Source organism: Persicimonas caeni (genome assembly GCF_006517175.1).
GTDB lineage: Bacteria > Myxococcota_A > Bradymonadia > Bradymonadales > Bradymonadaceae > Persicimonas > Persicimonas caeni.
This window is the reverse complement of sequence record NZ_CP041186.1, coordinates 6,924,337-6,946,936: the sequence shown is the minus strand read 5'-3', so window position 1 is coordinate 6,946,936 and position 22,600 is coordinate 6,924,337. Positions and strand designations below refer to the sequence as shown.

General features: G+C 63.5%; 16 protein-coding genes. 7 read left to right on the top strand and 9 right to left on the bottom strand.

Annotation, left to right across the window (positions count from 1 at the left end; genetic code table 11):
- Window positions 1-367: 367 nt before the first annotated feature.
- The 3 genes from FIV42_RS25855 to FIV42_RS25845 form a co-directional block, all read right to left on the bottom strand.
- Window positions 368-2,032 carry a hypothetical protein gene (locus FIV42_RS25855; RefSeq protein WP_141200490.1) on the bottom strand — a complete coding sequence of 555 codons (1,665 nt, stop codon included), beginning with the start codon at window positions 2,030-2,032 and terminating at the stop codon, window positions 368-370.
- Window positions 2,033-2,450: 418 nt separating this feature from the next.
- The gene (locus FIV42_RS25850; protein ID WP_168210954.1) at window positions 2,451-4,097 is read right to left on the bottom strand and encodes a hypothetical protein; all 1,647 of its coding nucleotides are present in this window, start codon (window positions 4,095-4,097) and stop codon (window positions 2,451-2,453) included.
- Between the two features lie 174 nt (window positions 4,098-4,271).
- Complete coding sequence (locus FIV42_RS25845; RefSeq protein ID WP_141197440.1) at window positions 4,272-6,458, bottom strand: hypothetical protein; 2,187 nt, start codon at window positions 6,456-6,458, stop codon at window positions 4,272-4,274.
- Window positions 6,459-6,922: 464 nt separating this feature from the next.
- On the opposite strand from FIV42_RS25845, the gene FIV42_RS25840 reads away from it, so the two are divergent.
- A complete protein-coding gene (locus FIV42_RS25840; protein WP_141200488.1) occupies window positions 6,923-7,318 on the top strand; it encodes an endonuclease domain-containing protein in 396 nt (131 codons plus the stop codon).
- A 362-nt stretch (window positions 7,319-7,680) separates the two neighbouring features.
- Here FIV42_RS25840 and cmk read toward each other — a convergent pair whose 3' ends face one another.
- The 6 genes from cmk to FIV42_RS25810 form a co-directional block, all read right to left on the bottom strand.
- Complete coding sequence (cmk, locus tag FIV42_RS25835; RefSeq protein ID WP_141200487.1) at window positions 7,681-8,343, bottom strand: (d)CMP kinase; 663 nt, start codon at window positions 8,341-8,343, stop codon at window positions 7,681-7,683.
- A complete protein-coding gene (hisC, locus tag FIV42_RS25830; RefSeq protein ID WP_141200486.1) occupies window positions 8,340-9,467 on the bottom strand; it encodes a histidinol-phosphate transaminase in 1,128 nt (375 codons plus the stop codon). Before hisC ends, cmk begins: the two co-directional genes overlap by 4 nt.
- A 189-nt stretch (window positions 9,468-9,656) precedes the next feature.
- Window positions 9,657-10,676: a tRNA (adenosine(37)-N6)-dimethylallyltransferase MiaA gene (gene miaA / locus FIV42_RS25825; RefSeq protein ID WP_141200485.1), complete on the bottom strand. Its 1,020-nt coding sequence runs from the start codon at window positions 10,674-10,676 to the stop codon at window positions 9,657-9,659.
- Window positions 10,677-10,772: 96 nt separating this feature from the next.
- Window positions 10,773-12,803, bottom strand: a complete 2,031-nt coding sequence (gene mutL / locus FIV42_RS25820) for a DNA mismatch repair endonuclease MutL (protein ID WP_141200484.1) — start codon at window positions 12,801-12,803, stop codon at window positions 10,773-10,775.
- 250 nt (window positions 12,804-13,053) lie between these two features.
- Window positions 13,054-15,138, bottom strand: coding sequence for a formylglycine-generating enzyme family protein (locus tag FIV42_RS25815; RefSeq protein WP_168210953.1), 2,085 nt, complete (start codon window positions 15,136-15,138; stop codon window positions 13,054-13,056).
- A 136-nt stretch (window positions 15,139-15,274) separates the two neighbouring features.
- Complete coding sequence (locus tag FIV42_RS25810; protein ID WP_141200482.1) at window positions 15,275-16,984, bottom strand: hypothetical protein; 1,710 nt, start codon at window positions 16,982-16,984, stop codon at window positions 15,275-15,277.
- A 650-nt stretch (window positions 16,985-17,634) separates the two neighbouring features.
- Between FIV42_RS25810 and FIV42_RS25805 the strand changes: the two genes are divergently transcribed.
- From FIV42_RS25805 to nuoD, 6 genes are all read left to right on the top strand, one after another.
- Window positions 17,635-18,468, top strand: a complete 834-nt coding sequence (locus FIV42_RS25805; RefSeq protein ID WP_141200481.1) for a CPBP family intramembrane glutamic endopeptidase — start codon at window positions 17,635-17,637, stop codon at window positions 18,466-18,468.
- Window positions 18,469-18,591: 123 nt separating this feature from the next.
- Window positions 18,592-19,275: a transcriptional repressor LexA gene (lexA, locus tag FIV42_RS25800; protein ID WP_141200480.1), complete on the top strand. Its 684-nt coding sequence runs from the start codon at window positions 18,592-18,594 to the stop codon at window positions 19,273-19,275.
- Between the two features lie 263 nt (window positions 19,276-19,538).
- Complete coding sequence (locus FIV42_RS25795) at window positions 19,539-19,916, top strand: NADH-quinone oxidoreductase subunit A (RefSeq protein ID WP_141200479.1); 378 nt, start codon at window positions 19,539-19,541, stop codon at window positions 19,914-19,916.
- Window positions 19,907-20,455, top strand: a complete 549-nt coding sequence (locus FIV42_RS25790; RefSeq protein WP_141200478.1) for an NADH-quinone oxidoreductase subunit B — start codon at window positions 19,907-19,909, stop codon at window positions 20,453-20,455. Before FIV42_RS25795 ends, FIV42_RS25790 begins: the two co-directional genes overlap by 10 nt.
- A 107-nt stretch (window positions 20,456-20,562) precedes the next feature.
- Window positions 20,563-21,114, top strand: a complete 552-nt coding sequence (locus FIV42_RS25785) for an NADH-quinone oxidoreductase subunit C (RefSeq protein ID WP_141200477.1) — start codon at window positions 20,563-20,565, stop codon at window positions 21,112-21,114.
- Between the two features lie 238 nt (window positions 21,115-21,352).
- The gene (gene nuoD, locus FIV42_RS25780) at window positions 21,353-22,579 is read left to right on the top strand and encodes an NADH dehydrogenase (quinone) subunit D (protein ID WP_141200476.1); all 1,227 of its coding nucleotides are present in this window, start codon (window positions 21,353-21,355) and stop codon (window positions 22,577-22,579) included.
- Window positions 22,580-22,600: the final 21 nt, after the last annotated feature.

The window sequence follows — 22,600 nt, the reverse complement described above, 5'->3', positions numbered from 1 at the left end:
CTTTGGGGTACGGGTTTTGCCCTTCTCCCGTATCTGTTTTACCGCTCGTCGGCATCCGGGCTTCGCCGGCCGCACATAGGCTCGCCGAGTGCCTTTGGCTGAATCGAGTTCGCTTTCGCTACGGACTGGTTCTTCGTTACCTCGGTTGCTTCCCACCCCGCCTCGCGGCGACGCAGTTACCTTCAACTTCGGGGCGGAACTTGCCCCGGATGGACTCTCACCATCGCGCTGTCTAAACTCTCCAGCGCACGTGCGGGGGCATCTTGCCCTCGTCTGCGAGAGCTGGAAGCACTCGCACCGAATGCGCGCGAACTGTTCGGTGCGGGGGCATCTTGCCCTCGTCTGCAATACCTCCCCACCCTCGACCTCACTCCTCCGGAAACCCCTCATACATCTCATCAACCGGCGTGATGATCCCATCGGACCCTTCGATGGTGGCAACCTCCCAGAACGCCCCGGTCTGGCCCAACTCCTTGGCGGGATACGCCCACTCGAGCTCCCCGCCCACGTACACCCGCACGGTCGCATAACTCGGGCCGAGAGTCGTGTCGCTGTAGTAGTAGACGCCTATGCGGTAGCTCAGACTTTCGAGCCCGTTGTGGGTGACCACCTCGGGACCGGCGCCTTCCGTGTCGTCACGATCGAACGACGGATCGTCCGACGCATCGCCAAAGTCCCCCCAGTCAGGCGATGGGTTTCGCCAGAACACATCATAAGGGGGATCGTCCCAGCGTCCGTGCGGATGCAAGTAGTGCAGATCTACGTCGCTCCCAAAGTTGTCAGTGGGGTCGGGATCTGCAGGCGTGTCCCACACGAGTTCGATATAGACGTCGTCTTCCGGCACGGCGCGAACCTCGATGACCTGACGCTCGTTGCAACTCGCGTTGCCGTCACCGTCGTACGCCTCGAGTGCGACTTCGTAAGTACCAACCACGTCGATGAAGAGCCGCGGACTCACGGCGTCGTTGGCTGGCACCAGCCGCTGCGTCGAGCCGTGGGGACGCGACAGCACCGTCCACTCGTAGCGTTCGACGCTACCGTTGGAGTCGAAGCTGCGCGAGCCGTCGAACTCGACAACGGTCAGGGGTGCCGTTTCGAGCACGGTGCGTGGAGCGCGGTTGTCCTCGGTCCACGCCACCGCGTGAGCAAAGGGACAATCGGTATGGGAAACCCCAAACGCTAGCACCGGAAGGCGCACACGCGCATTCGCCGGGTCGCTGCTCTGGATGAGCAACTCGGCTCGGTAGGGCCCACCGTCGTCGACGATGCTAGCGACCACGTCGAACCGAGCGCGCTCTCCCGGCGCCAACACAAACGGCGTCTCAGCCTCTTCGACATGAAAGACCCCACTATCGTCGTTCCGAATGCCGATGTCCTCCAACTCGAGCGGCTTCGATCGACTGCAGTTGCGCAGAGCAACTGTTTCGCGCAAGACCTGACCCGGCGCCCCTTCACCCAGATGAACCTCGTCACTTGGAAGCAGTTCGAGACACGGGAACCCTGCATTCGCCGACAACTCGACGGCGGAAATCGACTCGTCGGGGTCGTTTGTCTCGAAGACGAGTTGCCCACTCTCGGGCAGGTTGTCGTCCGGCCTGAACCACACGCGCACATCGAAGGAGGCGTCGGGCGCGAGCGTCCCGGGCCAACTCTCGGTATCGCGGGACACGTCGCGCACCTCGGCTCCTTGTGCCGGATACGTCACTCGAAAGTTGTCGCTGCCGGTCACGTAGATGTCCTCGATGACAAGCGGCGCCTCGCCCACGTTCTGCACGGTCGTGCGCTTCCACTCACCCTCCCAGTTGGAATCGTCGGTGTTGGGCGGCACGCGCCCGAAGACGACCTCGTCGTCGGTGGCGATGTCGGGCTCGTCCCGCGTCGTCAGGGCGTCGGCGAGGCCGCCGTCGGCGGTGTCCGCCGTGCCCACGTCTCGGGCTGGGGGTGAGGGTGGGTCGCTGCAGGCGACGGTCGTCAGAATCATCGCCAATGCGGTCAGCCAGTTCGTCTTGTCGAGCACTTCGTTCCCTCCCATCAGGGTGGTTCGGTGAGTCGTGGGAGGTAGTACGTGTGGGAGGGCGGGATTGGTGGCTTTTTTGGGAGCTCAACTTGGCAGCCCCGCGCCCGCGACCGCGACCGCGACCGCGCCCCGCCGTTTAGAGCTGCATGGCGTTCAAGAATGCAATGCGGTCTCGGACGAGCGAATTGGGTGGGTTTGAAGCAGGTGAGAGAGGCGAGCTCTTTGCAGTTCAACTACGGGGCGCGGTCGCGGGTCAGAATCGACCGTTTCTGCCAATCCAAGCACATTTGCGGAAGACTTTCGCGCGAACTGTTCGGTGCGGCGGCATCTTGCCCTCGCCTGCGAGAGCTGGAAGCACTCGCACCGAATGTGCGCGAACTGTTCGGTGCGGGGGCCTCTTGCCCTCGCCTGCAATGCCTCCCCACCCTCGACCTCACTCCTCCGGAAACCCCTCATACACCTCATCGACGGGCGTGATGCTCCCATCGGGCCCTTCGATGGTGGCAACCTCCCAGAACGCCCCGGTCTGGCTTAACTCCTTGGCGGGATACGCCCACTCGAGCTCCCCGCCCACGTACACCCGCACGGTCGCATAGCTCGGGCCGAGGTCATTGTCGCCGCGATAGAAGACGCCCAGACGATACTCGACACTCTCGAGCTGACTGTGGGCGATGACCTCGGGCCCGCCTCCGTAGGTGTCGTCGCTCAGAAGGCGCGGATCGTCCTCCTGGTCTCCCTGCATGCCCCAGTCAGGCATGGCGTTGTAGCCCCAGACATCCCACGGCGCTTGGTCCCACTCTCCCTGCGGATGCAGGTAGTGCAGGTCGAGGTCCGTCCCGTCGTAGTCGGTTGGATCGGAGTCGCCGGGCGTCTCCCAGAGAAGCTCGATATAGATGTCATCGGCGACTACCGCCTCGACGATGACGAGTTGCCGCCCATTGCAACTCGCGTTGCCCTCGTCGTCGTACACCTCGAGCCCGACCATGTAGAAGCCCGCCAGGTCGACGAAGAAGCGCGCCTCGACAGAATCGCTCGACGGCAGAATGCGCGCCGAGGAACCCTCGGGGCGCTCCAAGATCGTCCACTCGTAGCGCTCCACCGAGCCGTCGAAATCGAAGCTTCGCGACGCGTCGAGCATGATCCCCTCCAGCGGGCTCGTCACGATCGGTCGCGTTCGCTCGTCGGAGCCCGCTACCCAGGCGTCGGCTCTGGCAAACGGGCAGTCGGTATCCGAGGCGCCGCGGGCGAACACGGGCAACCGAATCTGCCCGTGGGACGGGTCGTCGCTCGTGATGAGCACCTCTCCCGTGTGCGTCTGCTCGTCGACCGACTGAAAGACGACGTCGAACCAAATGCGCTCGCCGGGCGGCACCTCGACCGGCGTCGACGCACTCTCGAGACCAAAGCGCCCTTCGTCATCGTCGCTCATCTGGACGCGCGAGACCTGCAACGGGCGGCTGCGGCTGCAGTTCTGCAGGTAAACCCGCTCGCGCACCTCCTGCCCCGGCTCGCCCTGCGCCAGGTTGATCTGGTCGCCAGGCCGAACCTCCAGACATGGCGGCCCGGAGCCGCCCCACAGCAGAACTTCCCGCACCGACTCGTCGGGGTCGTTCGTCTCGAAGACGAGCGTAGCTTGCTCGGGCAGGTTGTCGTCCGGCCTGAACCAGACGCGCACATCGAAGGAGGCGTCGGGTGCGAGCGTCTCGGGCCAACTCTCGGTGTCACGGGACACGTCCCCCACCTCGGCTCCTTGTGCCGGATACGTCACTCGAAAGTTGTCGCTGCCGGTCACGTAGATGTCCTCGATGACAAGCGGCGCCTCGCCCACGTTCTGCACGGTCATGCGCTTCCACTCACCCTCCCAGTTGGAATCGTCGGTGTTGGGCGGCACGCGCCCGAAGACGACCTCGTCGTCGGTGGCGATGTCGGGCTCGTCCCGCGTCGTCAGGGCGTCGGCGAGGCCGCCGTCGGCGGTGTCCGCCGTGCCCACGTCTCGGGCTGGGGGTGAGGGTGGGTCGCTGCAGGCGACGGTCGTCAGAATCATCGCCAATGCGGTCAGCCAGTTCGTCTTGTCGAGCACTTCGTTCCCTCCCATCACGGTGGTTCGGTGAGTCGTGGGAGGTAGTACGTGTGGGAGGGCGGGATTGGTGGATTTTCTTGGGGAGGTTGCGATGTGGAGGCATTGCTGGTTCGCGGCGATGCCCCCGGGGTGCCTCCGCACCCCGGCCCCCGTGCGAAGCCCACTCGATTCGGATCACCTATTCGCCTTGTTTTGAAAGGGGGGATCCGATGCGGGGGTATTTGCCTCCGGTAAAAGACGTGCGGCAGTTAAGGGGGCTCTGATGGCGATTGTTATGTTGGCCTGCTGGGGCAGGCTGTTCCACTGTAGCCGCTCGTCCCAGGTTTTCCGGCGTCGCTGGCGACGTGCGGCGGTCATCGCCAGATAGTCTACGTGGCGAGTTGAGGAATCCGGTGGAGATTTTGTCACCTCGACCTTGAGGCTTCGAGCAGCTTTTCGAAAGGCGTTGCGAAAGGTGCTTGCGACCAGTACCGGCTGACGCATGTGGAGGTCGCCGGGTTCGGGCAAGTCGTCAGGAATCGACAGTCTAAGCCCTAGCAGGGCCGTTGAGGGCGACGCCTTATCAGCGGGATCACTGCCATGCGTCGGCGCGTCAGCGGCCTTATCTTGGCCTTGGATCGCAGCTGGCTCGTCGTGCGCACCCAGCGTGGCTGGCGGCGGCATGTGAATCTCGATCTCTTTTCTGTAGGTCGGCGACGTCGACGAGGTGCATTCGCGGCGGAAGGGGCAGCCCTGGCAGGCTTGTGGGGAGCCGATGCGGAATCTGACGATCACACGGCCGCCGCGCTGGCGCATTCCGGACAGGCCCAGATAGGCGCCTTTCGCACAGCCGATCTGGCGGGTTTGAGCGTCATAGCTGAATCCATCGAGCCCACCGATGCGCTGCTCGACCTTTCGGGTGACACCCTGCCACCAGGCGTGCGATGCCTCGAAGCCGACGGCGAGCGAGGCCGGCTCCGGACGGCCTGCCGCTGGGGCTGCGTGGGGTGCGGGGGCACCGGTCGGCGCGAGCGGCAGCGTGTCGGCCGATTCGAGCTTGCGCGGCGCAGCCTCGACGTCGATAGGCTCGAGCTCGCCGAAGAGCTCGGCGCCCCTAATGGCCCTGAAATTGTGTAGCCAAACCCCCAGCGCCATCATGACCTGCTGGCCGGGCGCGCAATCCGAGTACATCTTCTCCAGATCCATGTGCCGATCGAGTCGGGCAAAGCCGTTTTCCTGGCGGCCGGCCCGGGCGTAGTAGGTGGTGACGACTTCTGCGGCCGGATAGGCCGTCGGGTCGAGATCGCAGGCGTAGACCTCGTACTGAAGCCCGTCGACAAAGCATCCGGCGCCGCGCTTCTTGCCGTCGGTCGGCTCAAAGCAGCTGACCACCAGCCTGGCCCGAGCGTCACCAAGCCAGTAGTCGCCCATTTCGGTCGCCCAGCGCTGGGGGCCGCTTCGGGAATCGTCGACCTTCTGCCATGTCTGCTGGGCCAGCTGAGCGCGCACCGCAGGATCTTTGAGCGGCTCGTAGTAACGAAGCCGGGTCAAAAAGTGCACCGGCGAGCGAAGCGCCGCGCGCAGCTGGGCAAACCCTCCCTGGTGGCCGTCGATGGCCAGAAAACACCGGCCGGGCTCGAGCCCGCGGGCGTTGGCCCATCGCTCTATCAGTGCCAGGCCCTGCGCAAAGTCATCGCTGAGCTGGCCGTTTCCGGCCGCATAATTCATCGCCAGATAAAGCCCGCTTCCCAGATGCTCCAAGATCGACGTCTCCATCTGGACGTCGGCGCGCTTTCGGCCCGAATAGCCCGGTTTGGCGCCCAAGCTGTCGACCCGACGGCGGGCGGGCGGGTACTCCTCGCCCTCGCACAGCGCCCGGCGTCGAAAAGGCTGCACGCGCCCATCGATGGCGAAGCCGTGCCAGGACTGCCCGGTGCAATCGCGCCACAGCACAGCCTCGTAGGCCGAAAAAGGCGCCGCCGGGGTCCATGCTCCGAGCAACTGCTCTTTGAATCGACACGCCATCTCCTCGGGAATGTCGCCCAAAACGCGCGACATCGATGCCTGGCTGCAAAGCCTGTCTCGCCCCCCTGCCGCTGCCAGGGCCTGCGACCACCCTCGGCCATTGACTTCGTCGAGCATCCCACGAAGCCCCGAGTACGTGGGCTGGGCGCTAAAAAAGGCCAGCCCCGCCAGCACCGCGTCGATAAACTGGTAGCCGCTTCGGTCGAGCCGAAACTGCTGCTCGATCTCGTCGAAAATGCCCTCACCGCGCAGATGCTCGCAGGCTACGATATACTCGTTGAAGTGAGCGGGCACTGCTCGCTGCGGCTCGGAACGCTCGTGATTTTGGAGGCTGACATTGAGGCGAGTGTCTGGCATGATCGTCTCCGGATGTAATGATTTCCAGGCTTTGTGCCCGGTTTGTTTTTGGTCGAACAAAATCATTACATCCTTTTTGTTTTCTTGACGATCCTCCCGATCGGTCGCCCCCCACGCCTCCTCGCTGATTCGGATCGAGTGGGCGAAGCAACGGGGGCCTTTATGGTCGGCCTATTAGGAGTGGTCGATTCTCGCAGGTTCGCCTCTGAACCACCTCCGCCAAGTCGACCATATAGCCCCCCGCCGCTCCGCGCGGGGGGCGGCCGGCGTAAGGCCGGCCGGGGGCATCGTTGCGAATCCGCAATGCCTCCACCCGTCGACCGCCCCAAACAGAGACCCCCTAGAAAAAACCCACCCGAACCGCCACCACGCCCCGATCTCGCCGAACTGCACGCAACGATCCCACCCATTTTGCCGAAAACCTATATGAGGTTTCACATCACACAGGCAAAACGGAGCGATTCATGCGACACCAATACACCCACCGAAAAGCACTCGCAGAGCGCGCAAAGACATTGCGAAAGAACCAAACGAAACCTGAACGCCGCTTATGGTCGAAGCTGCGCAAGAAGCAGCTCGATGGCAGGAAATTCAGGCGCCAATACATTCTCGAACCGTTCATCGTCGACTTTTACTGCACCTCGTGCCGGATCGCAGTCGAGGTCGACGGCCCCGGGCACCACAATGAGGAGCAGGCGCGGCGTGACGAGCGTCGCGACGAACTACTCGCAGAAAAGCACGGCGTGCGTGTGCTTCGCTTTGACGTCGTTGAAATCTACTCGGAGATCGACGCGGTATTGGAGCAGATACGTGAGGCTTGTGAGGAGGCGGAGGAGGCGGAGGAGGTCGAGGAGGAGTGAGATGGAGGCATTGCCGGTTCGCGGCGATGCCCCCGGGGCGCCTCCGCACCCCGGTCCCCGTGCGAAGCTACGGGGCCTTTATGGTCGGCCTATTCGGACTGGTCGATTGTTGGGACGTTGCGATTTGGAGGCATTGCCGATGCGCAGCAATGCTCCCGGGTGCCTCCGCACCCCGGCCCCCGTGCGAAGCAACGGGGGCCTTTATGGTCGGCCTATTAGGAGTGGTCGATTCTCGAAGGTTCGCTTCTGAACCACCTCCGCCAGGTCGACCATAGAGCCCCCCGCCGCTCCGCGCGGGGGGCGGCCGGCGTAGGCCGGCCGGGGGCATCGCTACACTCCTGCAATGCCACCAGTAAGTACAGCTACTTCTTCTCCTCGACCACCTCCAAAATCCGCTGCACGACATCCTCGATCTCAAGCTCCGACGTGTCGATCTCGACCGCATCGTCGGCCTTCTTCAACGGAGCGATGTCGCGCTCCATGTCGCGGCGGTCGCGGTCGACGATCTCGGCCAGGACCTCGTCGAGGTCGCCGTCCATGCCGCGCTCTTTCATCTGGTCGAGGCGGCGGTGGGCGCGCACTTCGCGGGAGGCGGTCAGAAAGATCTTGGCCTCGGCGTCGGGGAAGACGACCGTGCCGATGTCACGGCCCTCGAGTACGCTCGACTCGCGCTTGCCCAGCTCGCGTTGGATGCCGAGCAGGGCTTGGCGTACCGCGGGGATGCTCGAGATCTGGCTCGAGGCGCGGGTGACGTGCGGGGTGCGAATCTCGTTGCCCATCGGCTCGCCGTCGCAATACAAGACGTTCTCGCCGTCGTCGTTGCGCTCGAAGTCGAGGTGCAACGAGGCGGCCAGGGTGGCGACCTCCTCGGGGGAGTCGAGGTCTTTGCCGTCTTCGAGCGCACGGTAGGCGACCGTGCGGTAGATCGCGCCGGTGTCGATGAGCTGGAAGTCGAGTTCTTCGGCCACGCGGTGGGCAATCGTCGACTTTCCTGCGCCTGCGGGTCCGTCAATGGCGACAATCATGCGGGGGCCTCCTGGCTGGTGACTTCTTCGAGGACGTCGGCGAGTTCGGTGAGGCAACGGGCGTTCTCCGCCTCGGTGCCGATGGAGATACGCAAGTAGTTGGGCAATCCGTAGCCGGCCATCGGGCGCAGGATGACGCCGCGGCGAAGCATCACGTCGTAGATCGTGCGCCCGTCGACGGGCATCTCTACCAACAAGAAGTTTGTCTGGCTCGGCACCCAGTCAACCCCGAACGCGGCAAACGTCTCGAAGCCAGCTTCGAGCTGCGCCCTGCCCGCCTCGTTGACCTCGACCGAGCGCGCGACGAACTCGCGGTCGGCGAGCGCGGCGATGGCGGCCTCTTGGGCGACGAGGTTGACGTTGAAGGGCTTTCGGATGCGGTTGATCAGCCCGATGATCTCGGGCGTGCTGATGGCGTAGCCCACGCGCAGGCCGGCCAGGCCGTAGCACTTGCTGAAGGTGCGCGTGATCATCAACCGGTCGCGCAAGTCGCGCAGGTCGAGCGCCGAGGCGTAGTCGTCGGCCTGGATATACTCGTTGTAGGCCTCGTCGATGACGACCACGACGTGCTCGGGCACCTCGGTCAGAAGCTTGCGGAGCTCGCCTTCGGGCACGTAGGTGCCGGTCGGGTTGTTCGGGTTGGCCAGGAACAACATCTTGGTGTCGTCGTCGCACGCGTCGATCATGCCCTGTACGTCGGGCGTGAAGCCGTCGAGCACCGGCACCGTGCGCACCTCGGCGCCGTGGCCGACCAGCGAGATCGGGTAGGAGCCGAAGCCGTATTGGCTGACGACGCCGTTTTCGCCGGGGGTGATGAACGTGTCGATGGAGAGCATCAACAGCTCGTCGGAGCCGGCGCCGGTGGCGACCTCCTGCATGTCGACGTCGTGAAACTCGCAGATGGCCTGCTTGAGGTTATACGCCGCGCCATCGGGGTAGATGTGCAGCCGCTCGGCGGCCTCGCGCACGACCTGGCGCACCTTCTCGCTGGTGCCCAGCGGGTTCTCGTTGCTGGCCAGCTTGATGATGTCGGTGATGCCCAACTCGCGCTGCAGCTCCTCGACGGGCTTGCCGGGCACGTAGGGTTTGACGTCGTTTACGAAGGGTTGGACTAACGGTTTCATTTTTGTAGGCCTCGATAATTGTTGCGCCTGCTATTTATTAGGGGCGCTGAACTGCGCGCGAACTACAATTTGAGTGTAGCCCTGACAACCACAATAGCTGCATTGAAAGAACACTCTAATCGACGTTTTGCGAGGGCGTCTTTTGCCCTCGCCCCCAATAGCGGGCGTACCGATTTCTGAACTCGCGTCTTAGTCTGGCCGCGACACGTCGTACGGGTCGAGTTGCGCCCACTCCAGGTCGGGCTCGCCGCCCTCGAAGAACGTCTCGATATCGCCGAGCACCTGCGCCGGCAGCTCGCCGTCACGCTCCAGCGGGGCCAGCGCCCAGTGAATATGGGGTTCGTTGCGAAACCAGCTGATCTGCTGCTTGGCATACCGGCGAGTCTGGCCCTTGATATCCTCGACGGCTTCGTCGAGCGGAACATCGTCGAAGATGTGCTCACCCATCTGCCGATACCCCAGAGACTGCAGGGGTTTCAACTGCCGATCATAGCCGGCCGCGATCACCGCCTCGTACTCCTCGACGAGCCCGCGCTCCAGCATCAGCTCGGCGCGGCGGTTGATGCGCTCGTAGAGCTCGTCGCGCGGGCGCAACAGCGCGATCTTGAGCGCGTCGTAGTTGGGCTTCTGGAAGCGATGCTCGCGCTGGTGCACGCTCAGCGGCTTGCCCGTCTGCTCGTAGATCTCCAGGCCCCGGCTCACCCGCACCAGGTCGTTCGGATGGATGCGCTCGGCCAGGTCGGGGTCGACCTCGGCGAGCTTGGCGTGCAGGAACGGGCGCCCCTTCTCCTCGGCGAGCGCGCGGTGTCGCGCGCGAATCTCCTCGTCGGGCGGCGGCGCCTCGAAGATGCCGTGCACCAAGATACGCACGTACATCCCTGTCCCGCCGACCAGAATCGGAATCTTCCCACGACGCACAATATCGGCGATCGCCTCCTCGGCCATCGCGATATAGTCGGCGACGTTGCTCTCCTCGTCGGGGTCGAGCACGTCGAACAGGTGATGCGGCACCCGCGCACGCTCGGCCTCGCTGGGCTTGGCCGTACCGATGTCGAGCATCCGATACAGCTGCACGCTGTCGTAGTTGACGATCTCCCCGTCCAACCTCTCGGCCACCTCGAGCGCGAGGCTCGTCTTGCCGACGGCCGTGGGCCCGGCGATGACGAGGATCTTGGGAAGTCCGGATGTCGAAATGTCTGCAATGTCCATACGTAATTTGGGTTCACCACGGGGGACACGGGGACACGGGGAAAAACAAAAGTGCCTCTCCCCCGTGTCCCCGTGCTCCCCGTGGTGAATCTCTCTCTATCGCCGGTCGAAACACTCTTCGAGTTCGAGCAGCGGGATGCGGTAGTAGACGGGGCGTCCGTGGGGGCAGTTGGCCTTGAAGTCGATCTCGTCCATCTGCTCCAGGAGCGATTCGCACTCCTCGGTGGTCAGCGGGGTTGGGCCGCGGACGACCGAGTGGCAGGCCATGCGGCTCAGGATCGCCTCCATCTCTTCTTCGACGCGGTCGGAGCGGCCCAGCTCGGCCATGTCGTCGATGGCGTCTTTGATGAGACGCTCGTGGTTGGCCTTCTGTAACACGGCGGGCACGGCTTTGAGGGCGTAGGACTGGCCGCCGAAGTGCTCGATCTCGAAGCCGGCCTGCTCGAAGAAGTCGAGGCTGTCTTCGAGGGTATCGGCGCGCAGCGTGTCGAACTCGAGGCGCAGCGGGAACAGCAGCGGCTGGGTCTCCTTGTGCTCGCGGCTGTACAGGTGGCGCAGCCGCTCGAAGCCGATGCGCTCGTGGGCGGCGTGCTGGTCGATGATGACCAGGCCGGAGGCGTCCTCGCACAAGATATAAGCGCGCTTGAACTGGCCGAGCACCTTGAGCGACGAGAAGTAGTTGTCGGCGCCGGCGTCGCCACCCGCTTGATCGGGCGGCGCGAGGCCGGTGTCGCCGATGCCCACGCGCGGCGGCTCGCGAAGCGGCGACGCGCCGCGCGCCGAGAAGCCCTGCTGGGCGCGGTTCTCGTCGTCGTCGCTCGAGAAGAACGGCGAGGCGACCTCGCCGCGTCCGGTGGGCGTAAAGCCGCGGCCCTGCAATTGCGACATGCGTCGGTGCCGCGCGTTGAGCGGCTCGAAGCTCGCCATGCCCGGCTTGACCATACGCTCGCCGCCGTCGGCTGCGTTCTGCTCGCCCTCCGAGCCGCCCCTGCCCTTCCAAGTGCGTTTGTCGCCGTCGCCCAGCGAGTAGACCTTCTTCCCCTCGCGGTCGAGCCAGGGCGCCTCGGCGAGCTCGTCGGCGATCGCGTGGTAGACCGCGCGGTAGATGGGCTGGGTGTCGTGGAAGCGCACCTCGGTCTTGGCGGGGTGCACGTTGACGTCGACCAACTCGAAGGGCACCTCGACGAAGAGCACCACCGACGGGTAGCGCCGCTTGTCGAGCATCGTGCCGTAGGCGCCCTTGATCGCCGCGCGGATGGTGCTGTCGCTGACGTAGCGCCCGTTGACGAAGGTGTAGATATTCTTGGAGGTGCGCTGCGAGTGGCCCGGCTTCGAGAAGTAGCCGCGGGCGACCACGCCGTTGATGGCGGGGTACTCGTAGGTCGGGTAGAGGTCGTCGTAGACCTCGCGGCCCATGATCTCGAGCACGCGGTCTTTGAGGTCTTCGACCGCGGGCAAGTCGAGGCGTACTTTGCCGTCCTTTTTGAGCAGGATGCGCACGTCCGGCCGGCTCAGGCCCATGCGCACGAGCATCTCGGTGATGTGGCGGCTCTCGGTGGCCGGGGTCTTCAAAAACTTGAGGCGCGCCGGGGTGTTGAAGAAGAGGTCCTCGACGGTGATGAGCGTGCCAGCGGCCATGCCGGTGGCGTCGACCTCTTTGATCTGGCCGCCCTCGATGAGTACGCGGGTGCCCTCGACCTCGCCGTGGGGCTTGGTGCGAATCTCCGTGCGCGACACCGAGCCGATCGACGGCAGCGCCTCGCCGCGAAACCCGAGCGTGCCGATGGTGTGCAGGTCATCGATGCGCGAGATTTTGCTCGTGGCGTGGCGCTCGACGGCGCGAAGCACGTCCTCGCGGTGCATGCCGCAGCCGTCGTCCTCGATGCGAATCAGCTCGCGCCCACCCTCGCGGATGGTCACCTCGACGCGCCGCGCCCCGGCGTCGAGGCTATTCTCGACGAGCTCTTTGACCACCGACGCCGGCCGCTCGACCACCTCGCCGGCGGCGATCTGGTTGGCGAGCTCGGGCGGCAGCACCGCGACGGTGCGCGGGCTGTCGGCGGCGTGGTCCCGGGCTGGATTGCGGATGAGTTTGCTCAGGTCGCGCATGGTGTCTTTGTCGCGCATGGTTCGCTCGATCGTTCATCGCGGCGAGTGAAAAAGCCGAGAAGACACGTGGACTTCTCGGCGTTGGGTGTTCCGGGCTTAGTCATAGCTGAGGATTACCTAAGAGGCCAGCCTTCAGTGATTGAGACGCCCTCTACATAGGCAATTAAGGACATAGGGGTTGCGTATCGCCCTCATGCGCCAGTTCGCAACCCTTATGTCCTTAATTGCTTATGTAGAAGGCCTTCAGAAATCGAGGCGCCCGCACTTCTCAGGGCGCGTCCAACACACACCGGAAGCCCACCGCATCGTCCTCGACGGTCGGGAACGTAAGCGCGGCGCGGTTCGACACCCGCGCATAGCGCAGCGTCTGGTCGTAGCTGCCGCCGCGCACCTCGTGGCCGTCGCCCCCGTCGGTCGTCTGCTCGGGCGCGACCGTGTAGGTCGAGGTGTAGAAGTTCGGGTCGTAGTAGTCGGTGACCCACTCGGCGACGTTGCCGGCCATGTGCAGCGCGCCGTAGTAGCTCGCGCCTGCAGGATACGACACCGACTTGGCCACGCAGCCGTTGAGCCCGTTCGAGCAATCGACGACTGCGAGCGATGTGTCCTGGGTGTCGCCCCACGGGAACAGGTTTTGGCGCGGATACGGCCCGCGAGCGGCTTTCTCCCACTCGGCGGCCGTCGGCAGGCGCTTTCCGGCCCACTGGCAATAATCGGCGGCCTGGGCGTAGCTCACACAACCGATGGGCTTGTCGAGGTGGTCGCTGGTGCTTCCAGCGCCCTGGTACGGGCAGCCCCAATCGGGCAGCGAGCAGCTCCCATCGCTCCAGCAGGCGCGATACAGCCGACGCGTGATCTCGGCCTGGTCGATGTAGAAGGGGTCGAGCTCGACGAGGTGTTGGGGCGTCTCGTCTTGCTGGTAGCCCCAATCGGTGGTCTGCGAGCCCATCCAAAACGGGCCGCCGGGCACGAAGACCATGCCGTCGCGCACGTTGCCACCCGAGCAGTTCTCGTCGACCTGGCCGTCGCAGTCGTTGTCGGTGCCGTCGTTGCAGATCTCCTGGGGGAGCTCGCAGGTACCCGTGGAGGTCGAGCAGTCGAGCGTGCCCACGGCGATGTCGCCGCCCGGGCAGACCTGGTAGCACGGCGTCTGATTGTCGACCTGTGAGTCGCAGTTGTTGTCGGCGCCGTCGCAGATCTCTTGGACGTCTTCGCGGCAGGCGGTCCACTGCGCACCGATGCACAACTTCACGCCGCTTCCGGGACAAGTCGCCGCACCGCAGGCTGCAGTGAGCACCATGCCGCTGTCGTCCTCGTCGGCCAAGCCGTCGCAATCGTTGTCGATCCCGTCGCACGCCTCCGGGGAGGCGGGGTTGACCGGCTCGCACACGACCTGGCCGCCGACGCACTGCTTGCCGCCGTCGGCGCACTGGCCGATCTGGCCGGTCTGACACGCATCGCCCTGCTCGGCGAACGTCTCGTCGACCTCGCCGTCGCAGTCGTCGTCTTCGCCGTCGCACACTTCGGTGAGGGGCCCGATAATGGGCTTGCAGACGAGCTGGCCGAACTGGCATCGCTTCTCGCCGTCGGCGCAGATGCCCGGCCGGCCGGTCTGGCAGGCGTCACCGACCTCGGCGGCCTCTTCGTCGACCTGACCGTCGCAGTCGTCATCGAGGCCGTTACACACCTCCGCCGAGCCGGTCGTCGTGGCCTGGCACTCGAGCTGACCGTTATTGCAGACTCGCTCACCCACGCCGCAGACGCCCACATCGCCCGTATCGCACGTCTCGCCGACGCTCTCCGGGTCGTTGTCGATCTGGCCGTCGCAGTCGTTGTCGATTCCGTCGCAGATTTCGGGCTGCGGCGTCCCACCGTCGGGACAGGCGGAGGCGTCTGCTCCCGTGTCCGCGTCGTTTCCGGTGTCGGCGTCGACGCCCGCATCGTCTCCGGTGTCGGCGTCCGTCGTATCGCCCGTATCGCCCGTATCGCTGACATCTGCGGCATCAGATACGTCGGCAGCATCCGTCGCGTCGCGCGCCACGTCGGCGTCGCCCGCATCCTCGACCACGTCCGTCACCTCGGCGTCGACGGCGGCATCGCCGTCGCTAGCATCCACCGACACATCGGCGAGTTGTGCATCGTCGACTACGTCGGCCCCCTCGGTGGACGTGCAATAGCCGTCCACGCACACCTCACCGATGGGACACCCGTAGTCCTCCGAGCAACTCGTCACTTGCGAGCTGCGCGTCTCGAAGCTGCAGGCCGACAACGCGACCGTCGCCGCGAAGCCGACCAACAAGCTCAGCAGATAAGACTGGAATCGGGCCCCCCGAACGTTCTCTTTTTTCGCGCGCATCGTCCCACACCACATCGGCCCATCCATCACTCATTTCGACACGCGTCAGTCAAGCGCACTGGGGGGGCCGTGTCAAACGTGGATAAGGGCTTGCGACCTGAGACCGGGCCACAGGCCCCCCGACCCACGCCCTCGGTCAGTGAACGCGGTCGGGTCCGCCGAGGGTCTCGAAGCGGCGCTCCAAAAACTCTTGGTCGACGCCGGGTCGCCCTTCGAGCTTCTTCTTCTCATCTTCGTGCAGGTGCTCGCCCTTGCACATAAACTCGCGCATCACCTCGAGTCGGTGGGGGATATCCATCTCGTGCATCATCGTCGACAGCCTGTGGTAGCGGCCATCGATCGGGTTTTCCTCACTGATGTGGACGAAGTCCATCGGCTTTTCGGACTGGAATTCGCCGTTACCTACGTCGGCGTTCTCGACGTTCTGGTGGCAGCCGCCGCACGACAAGGTGTCGGCACGTTGGACGATCTGGGTGGGCGTGACGCTCGATCCCAGCTGGTCGAGCTCGCGCTGGATGTCCTGGGCGAACTGCGAGTCGGGGTCGAAGTGCTTGTCGTAGCAAGCGTCGTCGGGGATCTGCGCGCCCGGGGGAGCCCCGGGCGTGCCGGGCGGCAGGCAAGCAGGCGGCGCGTTACTCTCGCCGGCGAGATACTTGGCGTCCAGGTCCATCGAGATCGTCTTCAGCCCTGGGATGGCCAAGTTAGGGATCTCTTCGAGGAATTGCTTCTTGAAGCCATCGGCCTGCGGATAATTCGACTCCGAAGAAAAGAGGTTTCCGAACGGGTTGTCATCGATCGGCAGCTGCTTGATCCCGAGCTCGCACGAGCCGCCACTGCAATTCTTGGTGAGCTTGAAGTCGCGCAACTGCCACAATGCGAAGCCGCGCGGGCCGCTTTGCGGAGGCGTGGAGCGGTCGACCGAGACCGCCGACATAAACTGGTTGGTGCGCACGTGGCCGCCTTTGGGTCCCAGGTGATCGGCGCGGATCGCCGCGGGGAAATTATCGAAGCCCTCGAAGTACAGCTTCTCCAGTTGGGCGCGCAGGGCTCTCTGGTTGCGGATCTTCGACAGCTTGTACCACTCCTGGGCCAGCGGCAGACAGCCGTTGATGCCGCACTCGGGGTTGGGGTTGGGGATGACCGCCTCGAAGATGAGCAGGTTTCGGTTGCCGCCCGGGGGAGGCGAAAACTGGTTGCGGGGAAGCGTCCCCGAGTTTTTGGCGAAGACGATGCGCATCTCGCCGCAGTGTGAGCCGTCCGAGGGCGCCAGGTCCATGCGGTTGAACAACCCGAGAGGGATGTAGGCATCGAGGTTGTCGACCTCTTGGCCGTCGACCTCGATCGTCTCTTCGAATGGGTTGGTGTAGGCGAGGATGCCCTCGATACGGGGACACTCGATGGGATAGTCGTTAAAGAAGGTCTGCCCGTCGAGCACGTCGGCATCGCAGGGCTGGTCGAAGCGCGCGAGCTCGCCGTCGTCGGGCGAGCTGACCAGCGGCTGGCGCTCGTTCTCGGCGTTCATCGTATCCCACCAACGCTGGTACAACTCGAGCGACGTCATGTTCGGCTCACCGCTGGTCGCGACGATCTGATCCATGACGCGCTTGAAGGAAAACCCCTCGAGCAGTTCGGAGTCACGGATGATCAGCGAGCGCTCCCAGTCGATCTGGTCGCCGTGAGGGCAGGCTCTCGGAGACGGACACTCGTCGTCTTCGGTTTCACTCTCTTCTTCTTCGCCTTTGTCTGCGCCCGGGCCTCGCTCGGCCGCCGAACGGTAAGGCCGCGGATCATCGGAGTCCGACAAACCACAACCGCCGACCCCGAAGGCGACAAGTAGGCCCAGCAAGAGACACCGAATCCCGAACCCTCGAACATCTTGGACACTTCCTAGCCGCGGTGGGTGACACATAACTCCCCCCAGTAGTCTAGGTTCCGTGTAGCGCAGCCCGCAGGAACCACCTACAGCTGCTGCGTTGCCGCGTAGCGCCCCACATCGAAACGACCGGGCACGCCACGCACTCCGGCGCGATTACGTTTTCATTGCCCGCCCCTTTTGATTCGTGTGTAAAAAGTCTCCCGTCGGCATCGCCGGCTGATTTTGCCGCTCTCTTCGCCGCCGAGCCTCGGCCCGACTTCTTACACGCGAATCATTTTTACCGCTCTGAACAGGTACAAAGCCGATCTTCGGCACCCCACACAAACCCGCAACCCCCTGTTAAACAACCTCTTTTCCCCACACAAAACACACCTTGCGGGCGCAACCTAAAGTGTCACTTAAAGCGGGTAGGGCCGGCGACAGAAGCTGCTCAATCCTACATGCAGATAGTTTGAGATTGAGCTATGGGGGGCAAAAGCCCGGAAGGCCGCCCCTGCAGCAAACGCCGCGGAAACAAATCTGCGGCCTCGGGGTTTACAAAGCGGTCGGGAGCGTAGATCGTGTGCCGACTTTGACCCTTTTTGGCCTCCCGACCACGTCCAAGCTGTCCCCGCCGTCGTATGCGCGAAGTAATCAATAGGTGGAGCACCCAGTTTCTCGACGCCTTCGAACGCGTCGAGACCGAGAGCAACCGATGGACCGAGGCCAACCGCCGCCGGATCGACTGGCGACTGGTGGGGCTGGTGATCGTCGGCTGCTTCGTGCTCAGCTTTCTGGAGTATTTTGGCGGCTCGTCGGACTTCTGGCTGCTCGAAGGCCCGCTGTCCCTCTTTTTCGACGACGCCAAGGAGCGCCTCACCTACACGTTCCGCCAGAGTGAGTACGCCCGCCTGGCCCGGCTGATGTACTGGTCGAGCTGCACCTTCGTGGGCTACATGCTCATCCCGCTGTTGTACGTGAAGTTCGTGATGCGCGAGCGCCTGCGCGACTTCGGACTCGGGCTTCGCGGTGCGCTCGAGCATAGCTGGATCTATGTGGCGTTGTTCGTGGCGGTGATCCCGGCGGTCTTCGCCGTCTCGTTCACCGAGAGCTTTCAGAATACCTATCCCTTCTACGAGCAAGCCGACCGCAGCTGGCTCGACTTTCTGCTGTGGGAGCTCACCTACACCCTGCAGTTTTTGAGCCTCGAGTTTTTCTTTCGCGGCTTTCTGGTCCACGGCCTCAAGCATCGCTTCGGCGTCTACTCGGTGCTCCTGTCGACGGTCCCCTACTGCATGATCCACTTCGGCAAGCCGATGCCCGAGACCCTCGGGGCCATCTTTGCCGGCATCGCGCTGGGCGTACTGTCTCTGTTCACCCGCAGCATCTGGCTCGGCGTAGCCATCCACGTGAGCGTGGCGGTGTCGATGGACGTGTTCAGCCTGCTCGCCCAAGGAAAGCTCGAGCTTTTCTAGAGGGCTCGCGCCCTCGAACGCCAGATCGACCGCTGACCAGCTCCGCCATTGACACCCAAACACCCGTTCAGTAACGTGACGAATGTTCAGACACCGAACATCTCACTGAACGGACAAGATTTTATGGCAGAAGAACTCGACAAACTGACCAAGCGGCAGACCGCGGTGCTCGATTTCATCATCGACTGCATCGACACCGAGGGGTATCCGCCCACGATTCGCGAGATCGGCGATCACCTCGGGATCAAATCGACCAATGGGGTCAACGACCACCTCAAAGCTATCGAGCGCAAGGGGTATCTGGAGCGGGAAGACGGCAAATCGCGCGCGCTCAAGCCCCTGTTCAACCCGGATGGCTCGGCCTACGGGCGCGAGGCGGTCTCGAGCACCGACGATACGTCCGTGTACGACCAGCAGGTGCGCAACGTGCCCGTCGTCGGGCGCATCGCCGCGGGCATGCCAGCCCAAGCGATCGAGAACACCGAGGAGTTTCTGGCCGTCGGCGAGAGCCTCCTGGGTCGCGGCGGCGACATCTTCGGGCTGCGGGTTACCGGCGAGTCGATGATCGAGGACGGCATCCACGACGGCGACTACATCTTCGTGGAGCGCAAGCAGACCGCGCGCAACGGAGAAATCGTCGCGGCGATGGTCGACGGCGAGGCGACCGTCAAGCGCTTCTATAAAGAAGGCAGTCGCATTCGCTTGCAGCCGGCCAACTCCACGATGGAGCCGATTTATGTGCGCGCCGACGAAGGCCGCGACACGGGCATCTTGGGCAAAGTCGTAGGCGTGTTCCGCAAGCTTTAATCCGCTTCTGCACGTCGAAAATCGAGGGCTCGCCGGGAATCTCGCGGCGGGCCTTTCGTTCTTTCTTGCGAGTAGATGTATCTAAGATGTACCCGGGCCTCGAGGATCCGTACCCGATTGGCTTGAAGATCGACGCCCGGGCAGCGCGAGCGCTGGCGCACCCGCAGAAATCACGCGGGCCAGTTTGACACTCGTCGAAGCGCCGTGATAGGTGAATGCGCGCCTCCGTAGGAGGGTACCCACACGACGCAGGACATGGTGTCATGGAAGTCGCAGATTACCTTGGAATTCTGATTTTGTTGCTGCTGGCAGGTGGTGCCGGCGCGGCCGTCACCGCCCTGGGACAATTTTTCGGTCCCAAGAACCCGACGCGCGAAAAGCGCATGCCGTACGAGTCGGGCTCCGATCCGATCGGAAGCCCGCGCGAAACGCGCTTCAGCGTCAAGTTCTACATGGTCGCCATCAGCTTCATTCTTTTCGACCTCGAGACGGTCTTCGTGGTTCCCTGGGCCATCTCGTGGCGCCAGAGCGAAGCGCTCGGGTACGGACTCTACTCGTTCGGAGTCATGTTCATTTTCGTAGCCATCCTGACCATCGGCTTGGTCTACGAATGGAAGCAAGGAGGTCTCGAATGGGACTAGAACACCAACTGCCTGAGGTCCTGACCACCCGCCTTGAAAGCGCGGTCAACTGGGCCCGAAAGTATTCGCTCTTCCAGTATCCCTTCGTCACGGCCTGCTGCGGCATGGAGTACATGGCCACGGCCGCCGCGCGCTACGATATCGCACGCTTCGGTGCCGAGATTCCGCGGTTCTCCCCGCGCCAGGCCGACCTGTTGTGGGTCGTCGGCACGGTCAACCACAAGCTCGCCCCGCACCTGCGACGCATCTACGAGCAGATGGCCGAGCCCAAGTGGGTCATGGCCTTCGGCGTGTGCGCTTCGACCGGTGGCTTCTACGACAACTACGCCACCGTCCAGGGCATCGACAAAATCATCCCGGTCGACGTGTATATTCCGGGTTGTCCGCCGCGCCCCGAGCAGGTCATCGACGGTTTGATGAAACTGCAGGAGAAGATCCAGGACGAGCCCTGGAAGAAGTACGCGTACGAAGAAAAGGTGCGCGAGCGCGAAGATGAAGGCATCGGCGAGCCGCGTCCGGTTTTCGAACCCGCAGAGTAGATACGCCAAGCAAAGTAGCGAGCAAGCAAAAGAGCCAAAGAGCCACGACGACGTCTCATGTCGCTCTTTTGCTTTTTCGCTCTTTCAAGCGAACGAAGTGAGCCCCCATGGCTAAGAAGTTAATTGACATCGTCGAGCGCGAATTTGCTGATGAGGTGCTCGACTCGCACTCCGAGCGCGGCCAGGACACCGTCACCGTCAAGCGTGAGCGGCTGCCCGAGATTGTGAAGTACCTGCGCGATGACGACAGCACGCAGATGGACTTTCTGCGCCTGGTTACCTGCGTCGACTACCTGCGCCGCCAGCCGCGCTTCGAGGTGGTGTACGTGATGTACAGCACCAGCAAGAAGCACATGCTGACGGTGCGCGTGCCTGTCGACGAGGACGATTGCAGCGTGCCGAGCATCCACGAATTGTACGGCTGCGCCGGCTGGTTCGAGCGCGAGGTCTGGGACTTTTACGGCATCCAGTTCGACGGCCACCCCGACCTTCGTCGCGTGCTCAATTACGAAGAGTTCGAGGGCCACCCGCTGCGCAAGGACTACCCCAAGCAGAAAGGTCAGCCCCGCATCGAGTTGCTCGATCGCGAGCGCGACTCGGTCGAGGAGTTCGAGCAGTTTGTCAAGAAGAAGCCCTCGGCGGGCTCGCGAGACATTTAGAGAAGGGTTACTAAGGGTTACTTAGGGTAACTAAGGGTTACTTAGAGCAACTAAGGGTTACTAAGGGTTACTTAGAGTAACTAAGGGCTACTCAGAGTCGCTGAGAACTGCGGTCGAAAGTGGTCCCTTTAGTCGCCCTTAGTAACGAGCGAGCGTAGCGAGCGACTTAGTTCCCTTTAGTCGCCCTTAGTAACGAGCGAGCGACTTAGTTCCCTTTAGTCGCCCTTAAGGAATAGACATGGCTGAAGACATCTACCAGACGCCTGGCGAACAAGTCGAAACGATCGACCAGGATATCCATACCGAGCCGATGATCCTGCAGATGGGTCCGAGCCACCCGGCCACACACGGCACGGTGCGCTTCACCCTGACGCTCGACGGCGAGACGGTCGTCAAGTGCGACACCGAAGTGGGCTACCTGCACCGCGGTTTCGAGAAAGAGTCGGAGCACTCGACCTGGACTCAGGTCTTTCCGTACACCGACCGTCTCAACTACGTCAGCCCGCTGCTCAACAACTTCGGCTACGCCCAGGCCGTCGAGAAGCTCCTCGACTGCGAGGTGCCCGAGCGCGCGCTGTGGATCCGCACCCTCATGGGTGAGGTCAGCCGCCTGAGCGACCACTGGACGGCCACGGGCGCAGGCGCGCTCGAATTGGGCGCCATGAGTGCCTTTTTGTACGCCATCGAGGCACGCGAGCTTATCTGGGACCTTATCGAAGAGGTGACCGGCGCTCGCCTGACCGTCAGCTACGGTCGGATCGGCGGGGTCAAAGAAGACCTGCCGGCCGACTTCGCCGAGCGTTGGCAGTATGTGCGCGAGCGCATCATGGAGACGCACAAGACCACCCACAAGCTGCTGACCCGTAACCGCGTCTTCCTCGACCGCATGCAGGGCACTGGCATCCTGACGCGCGAAGAGGCGATCAACTACGGCTACACCGGCCCGGTCGGCCGCTCGGCCGGCTTCGAGTACGATGTGCGTAAGGATCACCCCTACTTCAAGTACGACGAAGTCGACTTCGACGTGCCCATCGGCGAGAACGGCGACAACTACGACCGCTACCTCGTGCGCATGGAAGAGATTCTGCAGTCGGTGCGTATCATCGACCAGTGCCTCGAAAAGATGCAGCCCGGGCCCGTCAATGCCGACGACCCGCGCGTAGTCCTTCCTGAAAAGGACAAGGTCTACAACAGCATCGAGGGCATGATTAACCACTTCAAGCTCGTCTTCGAGGGCATCCAAGTCCCTGCAGGCGAGGTCTACTCGTACAGCGAGGCCGGCAACGGTGAGCTCGGCTTCTTCATCGTCTCCAACGGCACCGGAAAGCCGTGGAAGATGGGGGTGCGCTCGCCCAGCCTGGTCATGATGGGTGGTATCCACCGCCTCTTCGAGGGCGGGCTTCTGGCCGACATCATCCCGACCTTCGACACGATTAACATGATTGGCGGCGAGTGCGACAAGTAATCCGAGACGGATTCGCTCCGG